The 18746-nt window shown below is 71.0% G+C and carries 16 protein-coding genes; 4 read left to right on the top strand and 12 right to left on the bottom strand.

Features of this window, described 5'->3' with window-relative positions:
* Window positions 1-114 precede the first annotated feature (114 nt).
* Together sucD and sucC are read right to left on the bottom strand one after the other, a co-directional pair.
* Entirely contained in the window at window positions 115-1023 is a 909-nt protein-coding gene (sucD, locus tag ACFVAJ_RS12125; protein ID WP_376944390.1) for a succinate--CoA ligase subunit alpha, read from the bottom strand.
* A gap of 15 nt (window positions 1024-1038) precedes the next feature.
* Complete coding sequence (sucC, locus tag ACFVAJ_RS12120) at window positions 1039-2202, bottom strand: ADP-forming succinate--CoA ligase subunit beta (RefSeq protein WP_376944389.1); 1164 nt, start codon at window positions 2200-2202, stop codon at window positions 1039-1041.
* Window positions 2203-2462: 260 nt separating this feature from the next.
* On the opposite strand from sucC, the gene ACFVAJ_RS12115 reads away from it, so the two are divergent.
* Window positions 2463-3185, top strand: a complete 723-nt coding sequence (locus ACFVAJ_RS12115) for a VIT family protein (protein WP_376944388.1) — start codon at window positions 2463-2465, stop codon at window positions 3183-3185.
* A 26-nt stretch (window positions 3186-3211) separates the two neighbouring features.
* Here ACFVAJ_RS12115 and ACFVAJ_RS12110 read toward each other — a convergent pair whose 3' ends face one another.
* The 4 genes from ACFVAJ_RS12110 to ACFVAJ_RS12095 are packed head-to-tail and all read right to left on the bottom strand — an operon-like array spanning window position 3212 to window position 8461.
* On the bottom strand, window positions 3212-4315 hold the full coding sequence (locus ACFVAJ_RS12110) for an FUSC family protein (RefSeq protein WP_376944387.1): 1104 nt from the start codon (window positions 4313-4315) through the stop codon (window positions 3212-3214).
* Window positions 4312-4863, bottom strand: coding sequence for an NUDIX domain-containing protein (locus ACFVAJ_RS12105; RefSeq protein WP_376944386.1), 552 nt, complete (start codon window positions 4861-4863; stop codon window positions 4312-4314). The genes ACFVAJ_RS12110 and ACFVAJ_RS12105 overlap by 4 nt, the downstream gene beginning before the upstream one ends.
* Window positions 4860-7349 (bottom strand): ATP-dependent helicase, encoded by a 2490-nt coding sequence (locus ACFVAJ_RS12100; protein ID WP_376944385.1) that lies wholly within the window; start codon window positions 7347-7349, stop codon window positions 4860-4862. Before ACFVAJ_RS12100 ends, ACFVAJ_RS12105 begins: the two co-directional genes overlap by 4 nt.
* Window positions 7350-7405: 56 nt before the next feature.
* Entirely contained in the window at window positions 7406-8461 is a 1056-nt protein-coding gene (locus ACFVAJ_RS12095) for a glycerophosphodiester phosphodiesterase family protein (protein WP_376944384.1), read from the bottom strand.
* Between the two features lie 156 nt (window positions 8462-8617).
* On the opposite strand from ACFVAJ_RS12095, the gene ACFVAJ_RS12090 reads away from it, so the two are divergent.
* Entirely contained in the window at window positions 8618-9430 is an 813-nt protein-coding gene (locus tag ACFVAJ_RS12090; protein WP_376944383.1) for a Bax inhibitor-1/YccA family protein, read from the top strand.
* A 72-nt stretch (window positions 9431-9502) separates the two neighbouring features.
* Here ACFVAJ_RS12090 and ACFVAJ_RS12085 read toward each other — a convergent pair whose 3' ends face one another.
* On the bottom strand, window positions 9503-10450 hold the full coding sequence (locus tag ACFVAJ_RS12085; protein ID WP_376944382.1) for an L-lactate dehydrogenase: 948 nt from the start codon (window positions 10448-10450) through the stop codon (window positions 9503-9505).
* A gap of 154 nt (window positions 10451-10604) precedes the next feature.
* On the opposite strand from ACFVAJ_RS12085, the gene ACFVAJ_RS12080 reads away from it, so the two are divergent.
* Window positions 10605-12629, top strand: coding sequence for a cell wall-binding repeat-containing protein (locus ACFVAJ_RS12080; protein WP_376944381.1), 2025 nt, complete (start codon window positions 10605-10607; stop codon window positions 12627-12629).
* Between the two features lie 112 nt (window positions 12630-12741).
* On the opposite strand, the gene guaA is transcribed toward ACFVAJ_RS12080, so the two are convergent.
* From guaA to ACFVAJ_RS12065, 3 genes are read right to left on the bottom strand one after another with little or no spacing between them, the layout of a single operon-like run.
* A complete protein-coding gene (gene guaA, locus ACFVAJ_RS12075) occupies window positions 12742-14325 on the bottom strand; it encodes a glutamine-hydrolyzing GMP synthase (protein ID WP_376944380.1) in 1584 nt (527 codons plus the stop codon).
* Window positions 14322-14828 (bottom strand): DUF3817 domain-containing protein, encoded by a 507-nt coding sequence (locus tag ACFVAJ_RS12070; protein WP_376944379.1) that lies wholly within the window; start codon window positions 14826-14828, stop codon window positions 14322-14324. The genes guaA and ACFVAJ_RS12070 overlap by 4 nt, the downstream gene beginning before the upstream one ends.
* Window positions 14829-14837: 9 nt before the next feature.
* Window positions 14838-15434, bottom strand: coding sequence for a TetR/AcrR family transcriptional regulator (locus ACFVAJ_RS12065; RefSeq protein WP_376944378.1), 597 nt, complete (start codon window positions 15432-15434; stop codon window positions 14838-14840).
* 67 nt (window positions 15435-15501) lie between these two features.
* Here ACFVAJ_RS12065 and ACFVAJ_RS12060 point away from each other — a divergent pair, with 67 nt between their 5' ends.
* Window positions 15502-15933 carry a VOC family protein gene (locus ACFVAJ_RS12060; protein WP_376944377.1) on the top strand — a complete coding sequence of 144 codons (432 nt, stop codon included), beginning with the start codon at window positions 15502-15504 and terminating at the stop codon, window positions 15931-15933.
* 67 nt (window positions 15934-16000) lie between these two features.
* Here the strand turns inward: ACFVAJ_RS12060 and ACFVAJ_RS12055 are convergent, their stop codons facing one another.
* Both ACFVAJ_RS12055 and ACFVAJ_RS12050 read right to left on the bottom strand, forming a co-directional pair.
* Window positions 16001-16825 (bottom strand): SURF1 family protein, encoded by an 825-nt coding sequence (locus ACFVAJ_RS12055; protein WP_376944376.1) that lies wholly within the window; start codon window positions 16823-16825, stop codon window positions 16001-16003.
* A 144-nt stretch (window positions 16826-16969) separates the two neighbouring features.
* Window positions 16970-18700, bottom strand: coding sequence for a glycerol-3-phosphate dehydrogenase/oxidase (locus ACFVAJ_RS12050; RefSeq protein ID WP_376944375.1), 1731 nt, complete (start codon window positions 18698-18700; stop codon window positions 16970-16972).
* Window positions 18701-18746 lie beyond the last annotated feature (46 nt).

The raw sequence follows: 18746 nt of genomic DNA, 5'->3' as shown, positions 1-18746 counted from the left end.
GCCGGACGGCCGGGGTGCGCCCCCCGCTCCACCCCGCCGGACGGCAGAACCCCGCAGACCATGGGTCTGCGGGGTTCTGTTCGTGCTTCCGGAAGCCCGGACGCGGCCTCGGGCTTACGCGCCGAGCGCCGCGTACACCTCGCGGAGGAGCTGCGCGGTCTCGGACGGCGTCTTGCCGACCTTGACGCCGGCGGCCTCGAGGGCCTCCTTCTTGGCCTGCGCGGTGCCCGCCGAGCCCGAGACGATCGCGCCGGCGTGGCCCATCGTCTTGCCCTCGGGGGCGGTGAAGCCCGCGACGTAGCCGACGACCGGCTTGGTCACGTTCGCCTTGATGAAGTCGGCCGCGCGCTCTTCGGCGTCGCCGCCGATCTCGCCGATCATCACGATCGCCTTGGTCTCGGGGTCGGCCTCGAACGCGGCGAGCGCGTCGATGTGCGTGGTGCCGATGATCGGGTCGCCGCCGATGCCGATCGCGGTCGAGAAGCCGAGGTCGCGCAGCTCGTACATCATCTGGTACGTCAGCGTGCCCGATTTCGACACGAGGCCGATCGGGCCCTTGCCGGTGATGTTCGCCGGGGTGATGCCGACGAGCGACTCACCGGGGCTGATGATGCCGGGGCAGTTCGGCCCGATGATGCGGGTCGTGCCGCCCTTCTCCTTGGCGTAGGCCCAGAACTCGGCCGAGTCCTGCACCGGCACGCCCTCGGTGATGATGACGAGGAGGGGGATCTCGGCGTCGATGGCCTCGACGACGGCGTCCTTCGTGAAGGCCGGCGGCACGAACGCGATCGACACGTCGGCGCCGGTCTCGGCGATGGCCTCGGCCACGGACGCGAAGACGGGGAGCTCGACGGGGTTGCCCGAGGCATCCGTGTGCAGCACCGTGGTGCCCGCCTTGCGGGCGTTCACGCCGCCGACCACCTGGGTGCCGGCCGCGAGCATGCGCGCGGTGTGCTTCGAGCCCTCGCCGCCGGTGATGCCCTGGACGATGACCTTGCTGTCCTTGTTGAGGAAGATCGTCATTTCTTCGTACGCCCCTTACGCGTTCGCCAGCTCGGCGGCCTTGTCGGCGCCCTGGTCCATGTTCTCGGCGAGCGTCACCAGCGGGTGCGCGGCCTCTTCGAGGATGCGGCGGCCCTCGACGACGTTGTTGCCGTCGAGACGCACGACGAGGGGCTTGTTCGCGGCCGAGCCGAGCTCGGCGAGCGCGCCCACGATGCCCTTGGCGACCTGGTCGCAGGCGGTGATACCGCCGAAGACGTTGACGAACACGCTCTTGACCTGCGGGTCGCCGAGGATGATGCCGAGGCCGTTGGCCATGACCTCCGCCGAGGCGCCGCCGCCGATGTCGAGGAAGTTGGCGGGCTTCACGTTGCCGTGGTTCTCGCCGGCGTAGGCGACGACGTCGAGCGTCGACATGACGAGGCCCGCGCCGTTGCCGATGATGCCGACCTCGCCGTCGAGCTTGACGTAGTTGAGGTCGAGGGCCTTCGCGGCGGCCTCGAGCGGGTCGGCCGCGGCCTTGTCCTCGAGGAGCGCGTGGTTCGCGTGACGGAACTCGGCGTTCTCGTCGAGCGTGACCTTGCCGTCGAGGGCGACGACGTTGCCGTCCTCGTCGAGGATGAGCGGGTTGACCTCGACGAGCGTCGCGTCCTCGCCCTTGTAGACCTCGTAGAGCTTCACGAAGACCTCGGCGACCTTGTCGACGAGCTCGGCCGGGAAGTTCGCGGCGACCGCGATCTCACGGGCCTTCGCCGCGTCGACGCCGGCGATCGGGTCGACCTCGATGCGCGCGAGCGCCTCGGGCTTCTCGACGGCGAGCTGCTCGATCTCCATGCCGCCCTCGACGCTCGTGAGCGAGAGGTACGAGCGGTTGGCCCGGTCGAGCAGCACCGAGAAGTAGAACTCCTGCGCGATGCGGGCGCCGCCGGCGACCATGACGCGCTTGACGACGTGGCCCTTGATGTCGAGGCCGAGGATGGCCTTCGCCGCCTCGTACGCCTCGTCGGGGGTCTTCGCGACCTTGACGCCGCCGGCCTTGCCGCGGCCGCCCGTCTTCACCTGGGCCTTGACCACGACGACGCCGCCGAGCTTCTCGGCGGCCGCACGCACCTCGTCGGGGGTGTCGGCGACGATGCCCGGAAGCACCGGGACCCCGTACTGCTCGAACAGGTCTCTGGCCTGGTACTCGTAAAGATCCACGCTCTACTTCCAATCGGTCCGCACGCGCGATCGCGCACAGGGGCTGGTGGGTTTCGGCCCGGAGGGCGACGAAAAACATCTCGACGTCAAGATAAGTGGGCCACCCTCCATGCTACTCCCCGCGCCGGGGCGCCGAGAATCGGCCGGATGCCACGGTGTCCGGCCGCCCGGACGGCGCCCTCCCCGGCCCTCCCCGCCGCGGTCGCGGCGCGCCCTCGTCGTGCCCGCGCGGTGCGGGAGCGGGCTGCGAGACTGCCGCCATGACGGATGCCTCGACCGAACCGACGCACGGCGCCGACCCCCACGACGCGAAGGTGCACGAGAAGCTCAACTGGCTGCGGGCCGGCGTGCTCGGCGCGAACGACGGCATCATCTCGGTCGCCGCGCTCGTCGTCGGCGTCGCCGCAGCCACGACCGATCTCGGCGCGATCGTCGTCGCCGGCGTCGCGTCGGTCGTCGCGGGCGCCATCTCGATGGGCCTCGGCGAGTACGTCTCGGTCTCGACCCAGCGCGACACCGAGCGGGCGCTCATCGCGAAGGAGACGCGCGAGCTCGCCGAGATGCCCGAGCAGGAGCTCGCCGAGCTCGCCGGCATCTACCGGGCGAAGGGGCTGAGCGAGGAGACGGCCGAGCGGGTCGCGCGAGAGCTCACCGAGCACGACGCGCTCGCGGCGCACCTCGAGGCCGAACTGCGCATCTCCGAGGGCGATGTGGTGAACCCGTGGCACGCGGCCGGGGCGTCCGCCCTGTCGTTCCTCGTCGGCGCGGTGCTGCCGATGCTCGCGATCCTCCTGCCGCCGCCCGAGTGGCGGATCGCGACGACCTTCGTCGCGGTCGTCGTGGCACTCGCGATCACCGGCTGGCTCTCGGCGTGGATCGGCGGCGCCCCGCGCGGCCGCGCGGTGCTGCGGGTCGTCGTCGGCGGTGCGCTCGCGCTCGTCGTCACGTGGGTGATCGGCGGGCTGCTCGGCGGGGTGGTCTGACCCGGTCGGGCTCCCCCGCCTGCGCGCTACCCGCGCGGCGGGCCGACGCTCGGCGTCGCGGTCGTCGGCGGCGGCATCGGCACGACCTCGACGAAGCGGCGCGCCGCCAGCACGGCGACGACGCCGACCGCGGCCCCGAGCGCGGTCTCGAGCACCCGATCGCCGACGAGGGTCGCGACCGGCACGGGTGAGGCGAGGTGCGCGACCGTCAGCGCCATCGGGGTGACGAACACGAGCGCGGTGCCGTAGTGACGGGTGACGAACAGTTCCGCGCCGAACTGGCAGATCGCGACCACGGCGACGAGCACCCAGACCGACGGCTCGGGCCAGAGCACGAGCGCGGTCACCGCGACGCCGGCGATCGTGCCGAGCACCCGGTGCACCGCGCGCGAGACCGTGTGCGCCGCGCGCGCAGGCGGGATGACGGCGACCGCACTGACGACCGCCCAGTACGGGTGACCGAGGCCGAGCGCGAGCGCGATGCCGCCCGCGGCGAGCGCGGCCAGCACGTTCTGCACCACGTTGAGCCAGAGCCTCGGATCGGCATGGCCGCGACGCCGCGTCGGGGTGCGCCGCGGCAACGGCTTGAACAGACCGTCACGCCGCGCCGCCCGGCCCCCGTACCGGCGCAGCAGCCAGCCCGACATGGCGAGCAGCCAGGCGAATGCGGCCGCCGCCCAGGCGACGCCCCAGCGCTGCCATCCGGTGCCGTCGTCGACGGGCTGCGCAGCGCAGACGAGCAGCCCGAACACGGCGAACAGCGGCGTCGACGGCGTGACGCCGAGCATGTTGAAGCCGACGATCACCGCCGTCACGACGAGCGCGAGGGCGATCGCCTGGGCCGCGAGCGGTGCCCCGATGACCGCCAGCAGGATGCCGAGCCCGGTCGCCATGAGCTGCGCCGCGGCCGCGGCCGTGACCGTGCGCAACCGGGTGCCGTACGGCTCGCTCCGGCCGAAGATGGCGACCATGCCGCCGAACGCCGCGTACGCGGCCCAGTCGATCCGGCCGACCGCCACGAGGATCGCGAGCGGCACCGCCGCGGCGACCGCCGCTCGCAGCGCCACCTCCACGTCGAGCGCCCGTGCCGACCGCCACCAGCGGCGGAGGCTCGCGCGCCCCTCGTTCACGCGAGGCGTCCGAGTGCGAGCGCCGCGTAGCAGAGCGCCGCGACGGTCTCGCCGTCGTCGATCCCGCCCTCGCGCACCATGCGCATGGCCTCGGCCCACGGCACTGCCTGCACGGCCGAGATGCCCTCTTCGATCCGGGTCGCGTGCGAGCCGTCCGCATCGCCGATCCGGCGGAGGCCGGTGGCGAGGTAGACGTGCCCGACCGCGCGGGCGATGCCGTTGAGCGCGGTCATGCGGCCGATCGCCCGCCAGTCGGATGCCTCATGGCCGGTCTCCTCCGCGAGCTCGCGCTGAGCGGCGACGAGCGGGTCCTCGCCGTCGGTGCCGCCCGCGGGCACTTCGACGCTCGAGCCGACCGTGTGCCGGTCGATCGTGACGAGCAGCACCTCGTCGTCATCGGTGAGCGCGACCACGAATGCGGCCGGGTGCGTCACCTCGACCACGCCGTAGATGCCCCGCCCTCCGTCGGGACGCACGACCTCGTCCTCGATCACCCGGATCCACCGGTTCTCGTAGACGGTGCGCGAGGCCCGCGTCGGCCAGCTCACAGCTTCTCGATCGGCGCGATCTTGATGAGGAGCTTCTTCTGCCCTGCGCGGTCGAACGAGACGTGCGCGATGCGCTTCGTGCCCTCGCCGGTGACCTGCGTGACCTTGCCCTCGCCGAAGTCGGCGTGGCGGATGCGGTCGCCGGCCTCGAGGGTGAGGTCGCCGTTGTCGCGCACCGTGCCGGTGACCTTGTTCGCCCACTCGGTCTTCGGCTTCTCGGAGCGGGTGACGCTGAAGCGCTCGAGGTCGCGGTCGCGGGTGCCCCAGGCGCCGCCCTGCCCGCCGCCCTGGCCGAAGCCGCGACGCGCGTTGAGCGCCCGCGGCTGCGAACCGCCGCGGCTCGTCGCCATGCCCGGCGACTGCCGCCAGTCGATGAGCCCCTCGGGGATCTCCTGCAGGTACCGCGAGGGCATCGCGACGGCGACCTCGCCGAACTGGGCGCGGCTCATCGCGAGCGAGAGGTAGAGCCGCTTGCGGGCGCGCGTGATGCCGACGTAGAAGAGCCGTCGCTCCTCGGCGGGGCCGCCCGGCTCCGACGCCGACATCTGGTGGGGCAGCAGCCCCTCCTCGATGCCGGTGAGGAAGACGGCGTGGTACTCGAGCCCCTTCGCCGTGTGCAGGGTCATCAGCGAGACCGTGCCGGAGGCGTCGTCGAGCTCGTCGGCCGCGGCGACGAGCGAGACCTGCGTGAGGAAGTCGACGAGCGTCGCGCCGGGGTTCTCACGATCGAAGTCGCGGGTCTGCGCGACGAGCTCCTCGACGTTCTCGGCCCGCGTCTCGTCTTGCGGGTCGCGGCTGTTGCGGAGCGCGTCGAGCAGCCCCGAGCGCTCCATCAGGAAGACGAGGACCTCGGAGATCTTCGACGCGCCCTCGTTCGTGCCCGCGTCGATGCCGGCCTGCGAGGGCACGAGCATCGCGGCGGCCTCGTCGAGCACGTCGGCGAGCGCCGAGATCGCCGCGGTGACCTTGGGCCCGAGGCCGAGCCCGCCGGCCGAGCGCATCGCCTGCCGGAACGTCAGTTCGTTCTGCTCGGCGAACTGCGCGATCGTCGTCTCGGTTGCGGGCCCGATGCCCCGCTTCGGGGTGTTCAGGATGCGTCGGAGCGCGAGCTCGTCGAGCGGGTTCGCGACCGCGATGAGGTAGGCCATCGCGTCCTTGATCTCGGCCCGCTCGTAGAACTTCGTGCCGCCGACGACCCGGTACGGCAGTGCCGAGCGCACGAAGATCTCTTCGAGCGCACGGGTCTGCGCATTGGTGCGGTAGAACACGGCGATGTCGCGGTAGGCGACGCCCGAGCGGTGCAGCGACTCGATCTCGTCGGCGATGAACTGGGCCTCGTCGTGCGCCGTGTACCCGGTGTAGCCGACGATCTGCTCGCCGTCTCCGTCGGCCGTCCAGAGTTTCTTGTCTTTGCGGTCGAAGTTGTTCGAGATGACGGCGTTCGCCGCGGAGAGGATGTTCTGCGTCGAGCGGTAGTTCTGCTCGAGGAGCACGACCTTCGCCCCGGGGAAGTCGCGCTCGAACTCGACGATGTTGCGGATGTCGGCGCCGCGGAACGCGTAGATCGACTGGTCGGAGTCGCCGACGACGGTGAGGCTCGCCCCCGGGATCGCGCCGCTCGCATCGGTCATGCCGCGCACGAGGATGCCGTGGCTGTCGAGCTCGGTGACGATCGCCGGCTCGACCGGTCGCGTCAGCTCGCGGATGAGCGAGTACTGCGCGTGGTTCGTGTCCTGGTACTCGTCGACGAGGATGTGCCGGAACCGCCGCTGGTAGAGCGCCGCGACCTTCGGGAACGCGCGGAAGAGGTAGACCGTCTCGGCGATCAGATCGTCGAAGTCGAGGGCGGATGCCTCGCGCAGGCGCCTCGTGTACTGCCGGAAGATCTCGAGGAACATGACCTCCTGCGGGTCGTTCATGTTCGCGTTGCGGGCGTAGGTCTCGACATCGGCGAGCTCGTTCTTGAGCTTCGAGATCTTCGCCTGCGCGCCCGCGGGCGTGAAGCCCATGGTGTCGGCGTCGAGGCCCTTGATGATGCGCTTCAGGATCGTGCGCTGGTCGGCCGAGTCGTAGATCGTGAACGTCGACGACAGGCCGAGCGACTCGGCCTCGCGGCGCAGGATGCGCACGCACGCCGAGTGGAACGTCGAGATCCACATGCCCGAGGCGCTGTCGCCGAGCAGGGCCTGCACGCGCTCGCGCATCTCGGCCGCGGCCTTGTTCGTGAAGGTGATCGCGAGGATCTGGCTCGGCCACGCCTCGCGAGTCTCGATGAGGTGCGCGATGCGGTGCGTGAGCACGCGGGTCTTGCCCGAGCCCGCACCGGCGACGATGAGCAGCGCGGGGCCGCGGTACTCGACGGCCTCCTTCTGCTGCGGGTTGAGACCCTCGGTGAGGGGCGAGCCCGCCGTGGAGGGGTCGTCGGAGCGTGCCGGGGGCGCCTCGCGCCAGCCGGCCGGGTCGTCGGGGTCGAGGATCAGCGTCATGTCGCCTTCAAGTCTAGGCGCGGCCCCTGACACCTTCTCCGTCGTTCGAGACGGTGCTACCCGGCCGGCCTCGCGAAGTCGGCGCGCGCCTCGACCCCGAGATCGGGGTGGTCGACGAAGACGCCGTCGACCCCGGTCGCGAGCACCTCGCCGAACTCCGCCGCCCAGTCGCCGTAACCGGATCGTGCGGTGCCGCGACGGCGCGGCGCCGTGAGGAAGCGGTTCTCGGGCCGCAGGGTCCACGTGTAGACCTCGAGCCCCGCGGCGTGCGCGGCCGCGACGAGGGCCGCTCCGCGCAACGGCGCGCCCGTGGCATCCGGCGACCGCTTGGACGGTGGGCCGACGAGACGCGGCGTGCCCACGCTCACGCCGTCGAAGCGGCCGGTCAGGCCGCGCAGCCCGCGTTCGGTCACGAAGTCGTCGTACCGCGGCGCCCGGCGCCCGTCGGCGAGCACGAGGTCCCAGGGAGCGCCCGAGTTCTCGATGAGGAACACCCGTCGGCCCCGGATGCCCCGCGCCCCCAGCCGATCGAGCAGGGTCGGCTCGAACGCCTCCATGATCAGGCGCTCGTCGCCCGAGCCCCATCCGGCGGCGCCGAGCTCGGCGGCGAACAGCTCGTCGAGGGGCAGGCCGAGCGCGTCGAAGTGCGCGGCGTGCTTGAACTCCGCCACCATCCGCAGCATCCGCCGCTGCTCGTCGGCCGCCCGGTCGATGAGCTCGAAGAGCTCCCGCAGGCGGATGATCGGGTATCGGCCGTCGAAGCTCGCGCTCGCGTGCCTGACCGAGGCGAGCCGCTCGCGCGACCGCAGGGTCGCGAGCTCGGCCCACGTGAAGTCCTCGGTGAACCAGCCCGTGAGCGGCTTGCCGTCGATCTCGCGGGTCGTGCGGCGGCCGGCGAACTCGGGTCGCGACGCGACATCCGTGGTGCCCGAGATCTCGTTCTCGTGCCGCAGCACGAGCACGCCGTCGCGCGTCGCGACGAGGTCGGGCTCGACCGCGTCGGCGCCGAGCGCGAACGCGAGCTCATATGCCGAACGGGTGTGCTCGGGGCGGTAGCCCGGAGCTCCGCGGTGGCCGATGACGAGCGGGCGCGGGGCCAGGTCGGGCTGCATGGGCCCAGCGTAGCCAGCCACCTCGCCTGCCCCGCGGAATTCCGCGCGGACTCACGGCGTTGTCACGGAGTATTCGGGTAGGTTTGTTCACGGCACGGATGCCGCATCCGGTCGCCGATCCCCCGCATCCGACGACAGCCGAAAGCAGAGGAAACCATGGCTCTCGACAATCCCGCATTCTCGCGGAACTCCGCCTTCTCGCAGCAGGGAGCCGTGGCCGCAGCGCAGGACGTCTCGGCGCAGCAGCTGCAGGAGATGTACAACCAGCCCTCGACGCCGCCCGCGGGCGAGACGATGACGGTCGAGTCGACGCTCGGCAAGTCGGTCGCCGGCTTCGGCCTGCTGCTCGTCGGCGCCGCACTCGGCTGGCTGACCGTCGAGAGCGTGCCGTTCCTCTGGATCGGTGCCGGCATCGTCGGCTTCGTGCTCGCCCTCGTCAACACCTTCAAGCGCGAGCCGTCGGCCGGCCTCATCCTCGCCTACGCCGGCGTGCAGGGCGTCTTCGTCGGCGGCATCTCGGCCTGGTACGAGATGGTCTACGGCGGCGGCATCGTCGCCCAGGCCGTGATCGCGACCCTCGTCGTCTTCGGCGTGACGCTCGCGCTGTTCGCGTCGGGCAAGATCCGGGCGTCGAAGAAGGCCACCAAGGTCTTCCTCATCGCGATGGTCGGCTACCTCGTGTTCTCGCTCATCAACTGGGGTCTCATGGTCTTCGGCGTGAACGACGACCCGTGGGGCATGCGCAGCGCGAACTTCCTCGGCACCGGCATCCCGTTCGGCGTCATCCTGGGCATCCTCGTCGTGATCATGGCGGCCTACTCGCTCGTGCTCGACTTCGACTTCATCCAGCAGGGAGTGCGCAACCGCGCCCCGAAGAAGTACGAGTGGACCGGCGTCTTCGGCATCATGGTCACCGTCATCTGGCTCTACCTCGAGATCCTGCGCATGATCGCGATCACGCGCGACTAGCGAATCCCGCACCCATTTCGAACGGCCGCCCTCGGGCGGCCGTTCGTCGTTTCCGGGCGATCCGGCCGGTGTTCAGAACCCGAACGCCGCCGCGGTCGCCCGGATCGCATCGGCCGACGCGGCGAGCTGCGCCCGCTCGCGATCGGACAGCGGCGTGCCGAGGATCGGCCGTGCGCCCTCGCCGTCGACGATGCTCGGCAGCGACAGCGCGATGCCCTCGAGCTCGGGGATCTCGGGGCCGTGCACGGTGCTCACCGGCAGCACCGCGTGTTGGTCGCGCAGCACCGCCTCGACGATGCGCGCGCCCGTGAGCCCGATCGCGTAGTTCGTCGCCCCCTTGCCTCGGATGACCGTGTACGCCGCGTCGCGCACCTGGAGCGCGATGCCGTCGAGCTCCTCGGCCGTGAAGCGCTCGCCGCCCGTCCAGTCGAGGATCGGCACCGGCCCGATGCGGGCCTCCGACCACAGCGGGAACTCGGTGTCGCCGTGTTCGCCGACGATGTTGGCGTGCACGCTCGAGGTCGAGACCCCGGCCCGCTCCGCGAGCAGCCAGCGCAGCCGCGAGGTGTCGAGCACCGTGCCCGAGCCGAACACCCGCTCGGGCGGCAGCCCCGTGATGCGCTGGGCGGCGACCGTGAGCACGTCGACCGGGTTCGTCACGAGGATGATCACGGCACCCGGCGCCCGCTCGAGGAGCGTGGGCAGCAGCGTCTCGAGGATCCCGACGTTCGTCGCCGCGAGATCCATCCGGCTCTGCCCCGGCGCCTGCTTCGCCCCGGCGGTGACGACGATGACGTGCGACCCCTCGACGACCGCCGGATCGGCGCCGCCCGTCACCCGTGAGCGGGTGAACTGGGTGCCGTGGGCGAGGTCGAGCACCTCGGCCTCGACCTTCTCGGCGGCGATGTCGTAGAGCGCGACCTCGGCGGCCGAGTCCCTGATGAGCGCGGCATAGGCGAGGCTCGAGCCCACCGCCCCGGCGCCGACGACGGTGAGCTTGCTGTTCTCGACGACTCCCATGCGGCCAGTCTGCCAGCCAGGCGGTGAGCCGAACGAGCGGCGGTTCGGCAGAGGTGTTCCCAAGCGCGTTCGGGTGTGGTGAGATTCATCCAGGTCGCTCGCGTCGAGGCGTATCGGCCGTTCGACCCTGAGACCCGAACTCCCGGAGACCCGATTGCGCCGCCCTGCCTCTTCAGATACCCGAGCACGCCGCGCAGCCCGCCAGCTCACCGCGCCCAGCGCCGTCGTCCTCGCGTTGTCGCTCGCACTTCCCGCCGACACGGCAGCCGTTGCGGCAGCGGATGATCCGTCGGCGCCCGTGAGCAGCGCCGCGGCGACCGGAACCGGGACGATCACCGGCAAGGTGACGCTCAGCGACGGTCGACCGCTCGACGGCGGCTCCGTGCGGCTGATCCGAACCTCGCCGTCGGATGACGCGTACACGACCGTCGCGGCGGACGGCACATACGGTTTCTCGGGGCTGGCCGCGGGCAAATACTCGCTGCATTTCGAGCTCGGCTCTCGTCACGCTGAGCTCGCCGACTATGTCGCGGAGTACTGGGGCGAGGTGTACTCCGGGGGCGACGCCGTCTATTTCGATCTCTCGGCGGGCCAGCGTCGTACGGGTATGAACGCGACGCTCGGGCTGGGTGCAACGATCTCGGGACAGGTCTCACTCGACACCGGTGCGATGCTCGGGGCCGGCTCCGCCCAGGTCGTCGACCCTGACGGCTACTCCCCCGAGCGAACGGTCACGTCCGATGCGAACGGCTCGTACACCATCCGAGGTGTGCCGCCCGGGAGATGGACGCTGCAGTTCTGGGGGCGGAGCGCCGATGGCGAGCCGTATGTCACGGAGTACTTGGGCGACAAGCCGTACCGGTCCCAAGCCACCTTCATGGAACTCGCGCAGGGTGCAGTGCTGGTGAACAAGAACGCAGTGCTCACGCGCGGAGCCACACTGTCGGGCAGGCTGACCGGCCCAGACGGTTCACCGGTCGCCGATGCAGACGTCTTCTTCGAGAGCGCCCATACGCATTCGACCGGCGTGCGGACGCAGGAGGCATCCATCGATTGGATCACCACCGACGAGAACGGCGAATACTCCATCCGCGGCATCCCCCCGGGGCTCTGGAGGCTCTACTTCTATGGACCGCCGGGTTCCGGGCTCCGTGACGAATGGTGGAGCGATCGTCCGTGGGGGAACTTCGACTCGATCCGAGTCCTTCCCCGCGCGACGATCACCGGAAAGAACGCGAAGCTCACCTTTGAGTCCAAGACCCATCCCTGGGGCGCGGTCTCGCGCATCGCCGGGAGTGATCGCTATGCGACCGCGGTCGGCGTCTCCGCCTCGCAGTTCAGCGCCGGGGTCCCAGTCGCCTATGTCGCGAGCGGCAGCAGCTTCCCCGATGCACTCGCGGCGGCGCCGGTAGCGGCGACGACCGGTGGGCCGATCCTCCTCTCAGCCCAGAATTCGCTGCCGCGCGTCGTCGAGGGCGAGCTCCGCCGCCTCCAGCCGAAGCGCATCGTCATCCTCGGCGGCACCGGCGCGATCAGTTCCACGGTCGAGCGCGAGCTCGACGAGTTCACCACGGGCTCGGTCACGCGGATCGGCGGCGCAGACCGCTTCGCAACCTCAGCCGAACTGTCGAAGTCCCGCTTCGCCCCAGGGGTCCCGGTCGCCTATCTCACGAGCGGGTCGAAGTTCCCCGACGCGCTCGCCGCCGCACCGCAAGCCGCCATCGGGGAGGCACCGATCCTGCTGACGGGTGAGGCCGACAGTCTCCCCGCCTCCATCGTGACCGAGCTGAAGCGCCTGAAGCCCGAGGTCGTCCACATCATCGGCGGCGGCGTCGTGGGTCCCAACGCTCACGCGCAACTCGATGCTCTGATCCCGGGCTACTCGGTGGTCGACTACGGCACCGACCGCTACGCGACGTCAGCCCTGCTTGCCGGCTGGTTCGACTACGGCGTCTCGGTGGCGTATGTCGCCAATGGCATGGACTTCCCGGACGCGCTCGCCGGCGGGCCGGTCGCGGGCATCGGAAGCGGCCCGGTCCTGCTGACCGCCCGTGACAGCCTGCCGAAGCCGGTCTCCGATGCGCTCAAGCGCCTCCGGCCCGACAAGATCGTCATCCTCGGCGGCACCGGTGCCGTCTCAGCGAAAGTCGAGGCGCAGCTCGACGCCCTCTCGGGCTGAGAGCGCGGACCGCCTGCGCCGCGGCCGCACGCCGGGTACGCCGAAGGGCGCCGGCCACACGGCCGGCGCCCTTCGCCCACTCCCCTTCGACGAGCTCAGGGGCAGGGAGCGGTCACTCCCACTCGATCGTCCCCGGCGGCTTCGACGTGACGTCGAGCACGACGCGGTTGACCTCGCGCACCTCGTTGGTGATGCGGTTCGAGATCTTCGCGAGCACGTCGTAGGGCAGGCGGGTCCAGTCGGCGGTCATCGCGTCTTCGGACGAGACGGGGCGCAGCACGATCGGGTGGCCGTAGGTGCGGCCGTCGCCCTGCACGCCCACCGAGCGCACGTCGGCGAGCAGCACGACCGGGCACTGCCAGATCTCCTGGTCGAGGCCGGCGGCGCTGAGCTCTTCACGGGCGATCGCGTCGGCGTCGCGCAGCAGCTCGAGCCGGTCGCGGGTGACCTCGCCGACGATGCGGATGCCGAGGCCCGGGCCGGGGAACGGCTGGCGGCCGACGATCGCCTCGGGGAGGCCGAGCTCGCGGCCGATCGCGCGCACCTCGTCCTTGAAGAGGGTGCGCAGCGGCTCGACGAGCTCGAACTGCAGGTCTTCGGGGAGGCCGCCGACATTGTGGTGGCTCTTGATGTTCGCCGTGCCCGAACCGCCGCCCGACTCGACGACGTCGGGATACAGCGTGCCCTGTACGAGGAACTTGATCGGCTCGCCGTCGGCGGCGGCCTCGGCGATGAGGTCGCGCTCGGCGGCCTCGAACGAGCGGATGAACTCGCGCCCGATGATCTTGCGCTTCTCCTCGGGGTCGGTCACCCCGGCGAGCGCGTCGAGGAACGTCTCCTCGGCGTCGATCGTGACGAGGCGAACGCCGGTCGCGGCGACGTAGTCGTTCTGCACCTGCTCGCGCTCGCCCTTGCGGAGGAGGCCGTGGTCGACGAAGACGGCGGTGAGCTGGTCGCCGACCGCCTGCTGCACGAGGGCCGTCGAGACGGCCGAGTCGACGCCGCCCGAGAGCGCCGAGATGACGCGGGCCGAGCCGACCTGCTCGCGGATGCGGGCGACCTGCTCGGCGATGACGTTGCCCGGGTTCCAGTCGGCGGGGATGCCGGCGGCGCGGTGCAGGAAGTTCTCGATGATGCCCTGGCCGAACGGCGAGTGCTTCACCTCGGGGTGCCACTGCACGCCGTAGAGCTTGCGCTCGTCGTTCGCGAACGCGGCGACGGGGGTCGACTCGGTCGAGGCGAGCACCTCGAAGCCCTCGGGCGCACGGGCGACCGAGTCGCCGTGGCTCATCCAGACGGTCTGCGAGGCGGGCTGCTCGACGAGCAGTGCGTTGCCCGAGGCATCCACGACGTTCGCCGCGGTGGCGCCGTACTCGCGCTGGCCGGTCTGCGCGACGTCGCCGCCGAAGTGCTGGGCCATCACCTGGAAGCCGTAGCAGATGCCGAGCGTCGGCACGCCGAGCTCGAGGATGGCCTCGTCGAGGCGAGGCGCGCCCTCCTCGTAGACCGACGACGGCCCGCCCGAGAGCACGATGCCGATCGGGTTCTTCGCGCGCACCTCGTCGGCCGTGATCGTGTGCGGCACGATCTCGGAGTAGACGGATGCCTCGCGCACGCGCCGAGCGATCAGCTGCGCGTACTGGGCGCCGAAGTCGACGACGAGAACGGGCCGCTGCTCGGTCTGCTGATCGGTCACTGCTGTGCCTCCACGGAGTCGGGGGTGGTTTCGGATGTCTCGGGGGCGGCGCTCGCGGCGGCCGCCTCTGCGGCCTCGCGGCGGTCGAGGTAGGCGGTCACCTCACGGGCGACGCGGACCTCGAGGAAGAACGAGAGGAAGGGGATGATGCCGCCGAGGGCGATCAGGATGAACCGGCCGAAGTGCCAGCGCATGAGGCTCCAGAGCCGGAAGTCGCTGAAGAGGTAGACGACGTAGAACCAGCCGTGGGCGATGAGGATGCCAGTGGAGAGGTTCACACCTGAGCCGGTCGACTCGAGGCCGGCCGCCGTCTCGATGACCGGCTCGAAGCTCAGCACGCCGTTGGGGCCGAACGCGAAGAGCTCGAGGTGCCAGACGTACTTCAGCAGCATCTCGGCGCAGAGCAGCAGCAGCATGACGCCCGTGATCACCGAGGCGACCTTGTAGAACTTCAGCGCCCCGCGAATGCGCGGCAGATCGGCGGATTTCGGCTCGAGGGGCATGCGTACAGTCTACGTGGCCGCGGCTGGGCGCAGACCCAGCAGGAACCGGCCCAGGGTCTCGACCGCCTCGTCGATGCCTCGGGCGGGGTCGGGCGAGGCCGCGTTGGCGATCGCGACCTCGTTGAGGGCGCCGGAGAGCATCGTCGAGACGGTGTCGAGCGAACGCCCGTCGATGCGGCCGGCGGCGGCGAGTTCGGCGATGCCCTCGTCGAGCAGTCGCACGCTGGTGTCGAGGTCGCCCTCGCGCCACTCCCCCCAGCCGAGCACGGCCGGGCCCTCGATGAGCAGGATCCGTCGCACCTCGGGGGCGAGGCTCGCCTCGAGGAAGGCGCGGCATCCCGCGAGGAAGTCGTCGAGCACGTCGTCGTGGCCCGCCGAGGCGAGTTCGACCGCCTGCGCGACCCCGCGCTGCGCCTGCTCGACGACAGCCTGGAACAGGCCCTGCTTGCTGCCGAAGTGGTGGTACAGCGCGCCGCGCGTGAGCCCGGCCTCGGCCATGAGCTCCTCGAGCGCGACGCCCGCATAGCCGTGCTCGGCGAAGCGCGCGGTCGCGAGCCGCACGATCTCCGTTCGCGTGCGTTCGCGCTGCTCCGCCTTCGTCGCCATGCGACCCTCCCTGATTGACATACACACTGTACGTCAGTCAGGCTGAGGATAGATACATACAGTCTGTATGCATCCCGACGAAGGAGAAGAGACCATGCTCACCGGCTGCTACCCCGTCCTCTGCACTGCGGATGTCTCCGCGAGCGCGCACTTCTACCGCGAGCACTTCGGGTTCGCGACCACCTTCGAGTCCGACTGGTACGTGAGCCTCCGCCACCCCGACGGCGGCCACGAGCTCGCACTGCTCGACGCCGGACACGAGTCGATCCCCGCCGGGTACGGCGAAGCCGCCCGCGGCATGCTCGTGAACCTCGAGGTCGACGACGTCGACGCGCTCGCGGCCCGACTCGACGCCGCGGGAGTGCCGACCGTGCAGGAGCTCCGCAGCGAGGCCTTCGGGCAGCGTCATGTGATCGTGCGCGACCCGGGCGGCGTGCTCGTCGACGTGATCACCGAGATCAAGCCGGCGCCGGAGTTCGCGGCGGCGTTCGGCCGCTGAGCCGATCAGGGCGGGTCACCGCGCCCAGGGCTCAGTCGGTACGAGACCTGGAGGTTCGGCTCCGGCTTCAGCCGGCGTCGACGGGTGCCCGCCCGGCAGCCGCGGCGGCCTCCGCCGCTTCCTCGCGCTCGCGCTCGACGGCGTCGCGCACGAGCCGGTACCAGAGGTAGATCGCGAAGCCCGCGAACACGACCCACTCGACCGCGTAGAAGATGTTCAGCCAGTTGAGCTCGGTGTTCTGCTGGGGCGGCGGCGAGTAGATCGCCTCGAGGCCATCGACCGGCTCGGCCGCGGTCACGTACCCGAAGTACACGGGCCGGTCGTCGTAGTCCGCCCAGACGTTCACGAGCTGCGCGACGGCGACCGAGCGCATGAGGAACGGGTCCTCGTCGTCGGCCGGTGCGACCGGCGCCTCGCTCGGCAGGAAGCGACCCACGATCGCCACCGTGTCATCGGGATCGATCGCGGCGTCGAAGCGATCGGCTGCGGCTTGCGCGGCCTTCGCGTCGCGGGCCCAGCCGAGCGCGACCGGCAGGCCGCCCTCCGGGGCATCCGCGACCTCGAGGTGCGCGACCGCCCAGTATCCCGAGGTGCCGTCGTTGCGGCGATCGGCGACCAGCACGGTGTCGCCCGCCACGAAGGTCCCGGTGACCTCGACCTTCTGGCCGGTCACCGCCTGCGTGGTCGGGGCACCGGGTTCGGCGACGCCCGCGAACGGCCTGAGCTCCTCGGTCGGGTGCTCGACCACCTCGGCCTGCTCGACGGCCCGTTCGAGCTGCCATTGCCCGAGCAGTGCGAACGCGGCCGCGATCCCGAGAGCGAGCAGGAGCGCGAGCACCCAGCGCGGACGGACCATCATGCGCAGGGTGGCGCGTCGGGACTCGGCTGACACGATGGACAAGCCTACCCGGCCGTACCTGTGCGCACCCTCGGCCCCAGCACGACTGAACCCCGTCCCCGTGACCGAGCCCCGGATGCACCGGGTTCACTCACGGGGACGGGGTTCGGTCGAGCTGCAGCGCCGCGGTCGGTGCGCTCAGTCGACCTTCACGATGTCGGGCGCCTCGAGCCGCACCCGGTCGGCCGATTCGTCGTCGGGCTGCTCCTGCGAGGCCCGTTCGGCGGCGACGCGCTGGAGGTAGCGCTCGACCTCGAGCGTCTCGCGCGCCGAGTCCCAGCCGAGCACCCCGCCCATGAGCTTCGCCGCGACCGGCGCGGCCGAGACGCCGCGGTCCCACGCCTCGATCGAGATGCGGGTGCGCCTCGCGAGCACGTCGTCGAGGTGCAGCGCGCCCTCGTGCGAGGCCGCGTACACGACCTCGGCGGCGAGGTAGTCGTCGGCGCCCGGCAGCGGTTCGCCGAGCTTCGGGTCGCTGCGGATCAGATCGAGCAGTTCATCGGTCATCGTGCCGTAGCGGTTCAGCAGGTGCTCGATCCGCACTTTGTGCACGTCGAAGGCCCTGGCGATCTTGCCGCGCTTGTTCCACGCCGCCTGGTAGCCCTCGGCCCCGAGCAGCGGGATGTCCTGGGTCGTCGACGGCGGGATCCTGCCGTCGAGGGCGTCGACGGCCGCGTCGATCGCGTCCTTGGCCATCACCCGGTACGTGGTCCACTTGCCGCCCGCGATGACGACGAGCCCCGGCACCGTGTGGGCGACGAGGTGCTCGCGCGAGAGCTTCGAGGTCTGGTCGCTCTCGCCGGCGAGCAGCGGGCGGAGCCCCGCGTACACGCCCTCGACGTCTTCGCGCGTGAGCGGGATCGACAGCACCTGGTTGACGTGTTCGAGCAGGTAGTCGATGTCGGCCGCGGTCGCCGCGGGGTGCGCCTTGTCGAGGTTCCAGTCGGTGTCGGTCGTGCCGATGAGCCAGTGGCGGCCCCACGGGATGATGAACAGCACGCTCTTCTCGGTGCGGAAGATCATGCCCATCGCCGACTGGATGCGGTCGCGCGGCACTACGAGGTGGATGCCCTTCGACGCCCGCACCTTGAAGGTGCCGCGTTCGCCGACCATGCGCTGCGTGTCGTCGGTCCAGACGCCGGTCGCGTTCACGACCTGCTTCGCACGCACCTCGAAGCGCTCGTCGGTCTCGAGGTCGTGCGCCGTCACGCCGACGACGCGCTCGCCCACCTTGATGAAGCCGTCGACCTTCACCCGGCTCGCGACGTGCGCCCCGTAGAAGCTCGCGGTCCGTGCGAGGGATGCCACGTAGCGGGCGTCGTCGACCTGGGCGTCGTAGTAAGTGAGCCCGCCGATGAGCGCGTTCGGGGCGAGCGAGGGGATGGCCCGCTGCACCTGCCGCTTCGAGAGGTGCCGGTGATGCGGCACCCCGGGCGGCCTGCCGCCCGTGTAGCTGAAGATGTCGTACAGCAGCATGCCGGCGCCCACATAGCAGCGCTCGATGACGCGCGTCTTCAGCGGGTAGAGGAATCGGACGGGCTTCACGAGGTGCGGAGCGATGCGCTGCAGGAGGAGTCCGCGTTCGATGAGCGCCTCGCGCACGAGGCGGAAGTCGAGCTGCTCGAGGTATCGGATGCCGCCGTGGACGAGCTTCGACGAGCGGCTCGACGTGCCCGAGGCCCAGTCGCGGGCCTCGAGGAGCCCGGTGGAGAGCCCTCGGGTGACGGCGTCGAGCGCGGCCCCCGTGCCGACGATGCCGCCGCCCACGACCAGGATGTCGAGCTCTTTCTCCTTGAGCCGGGCGATCGCGGCCGCGCGCTCCTCGGGTCCGAGCTTCTGCGAACGCGTCACCGACTTGTTCCGAGCCATCGTGCCACCCCATCCCCGCGGCCTCGTGGCTGGGCCGCGTGATCCG

The sequence above is a fragment of the Agromyces sp. NPDC057679 genome, assembly GCF_042799635.1.
Lineage (GTDB): Bacteria > Actinomycetota > Actinomycetes > Actinomycetales > Microbacteriaceae > Agromyces.
This window is presented reverse-complemented; position numbering and strand designations above follow the sequence as displayed.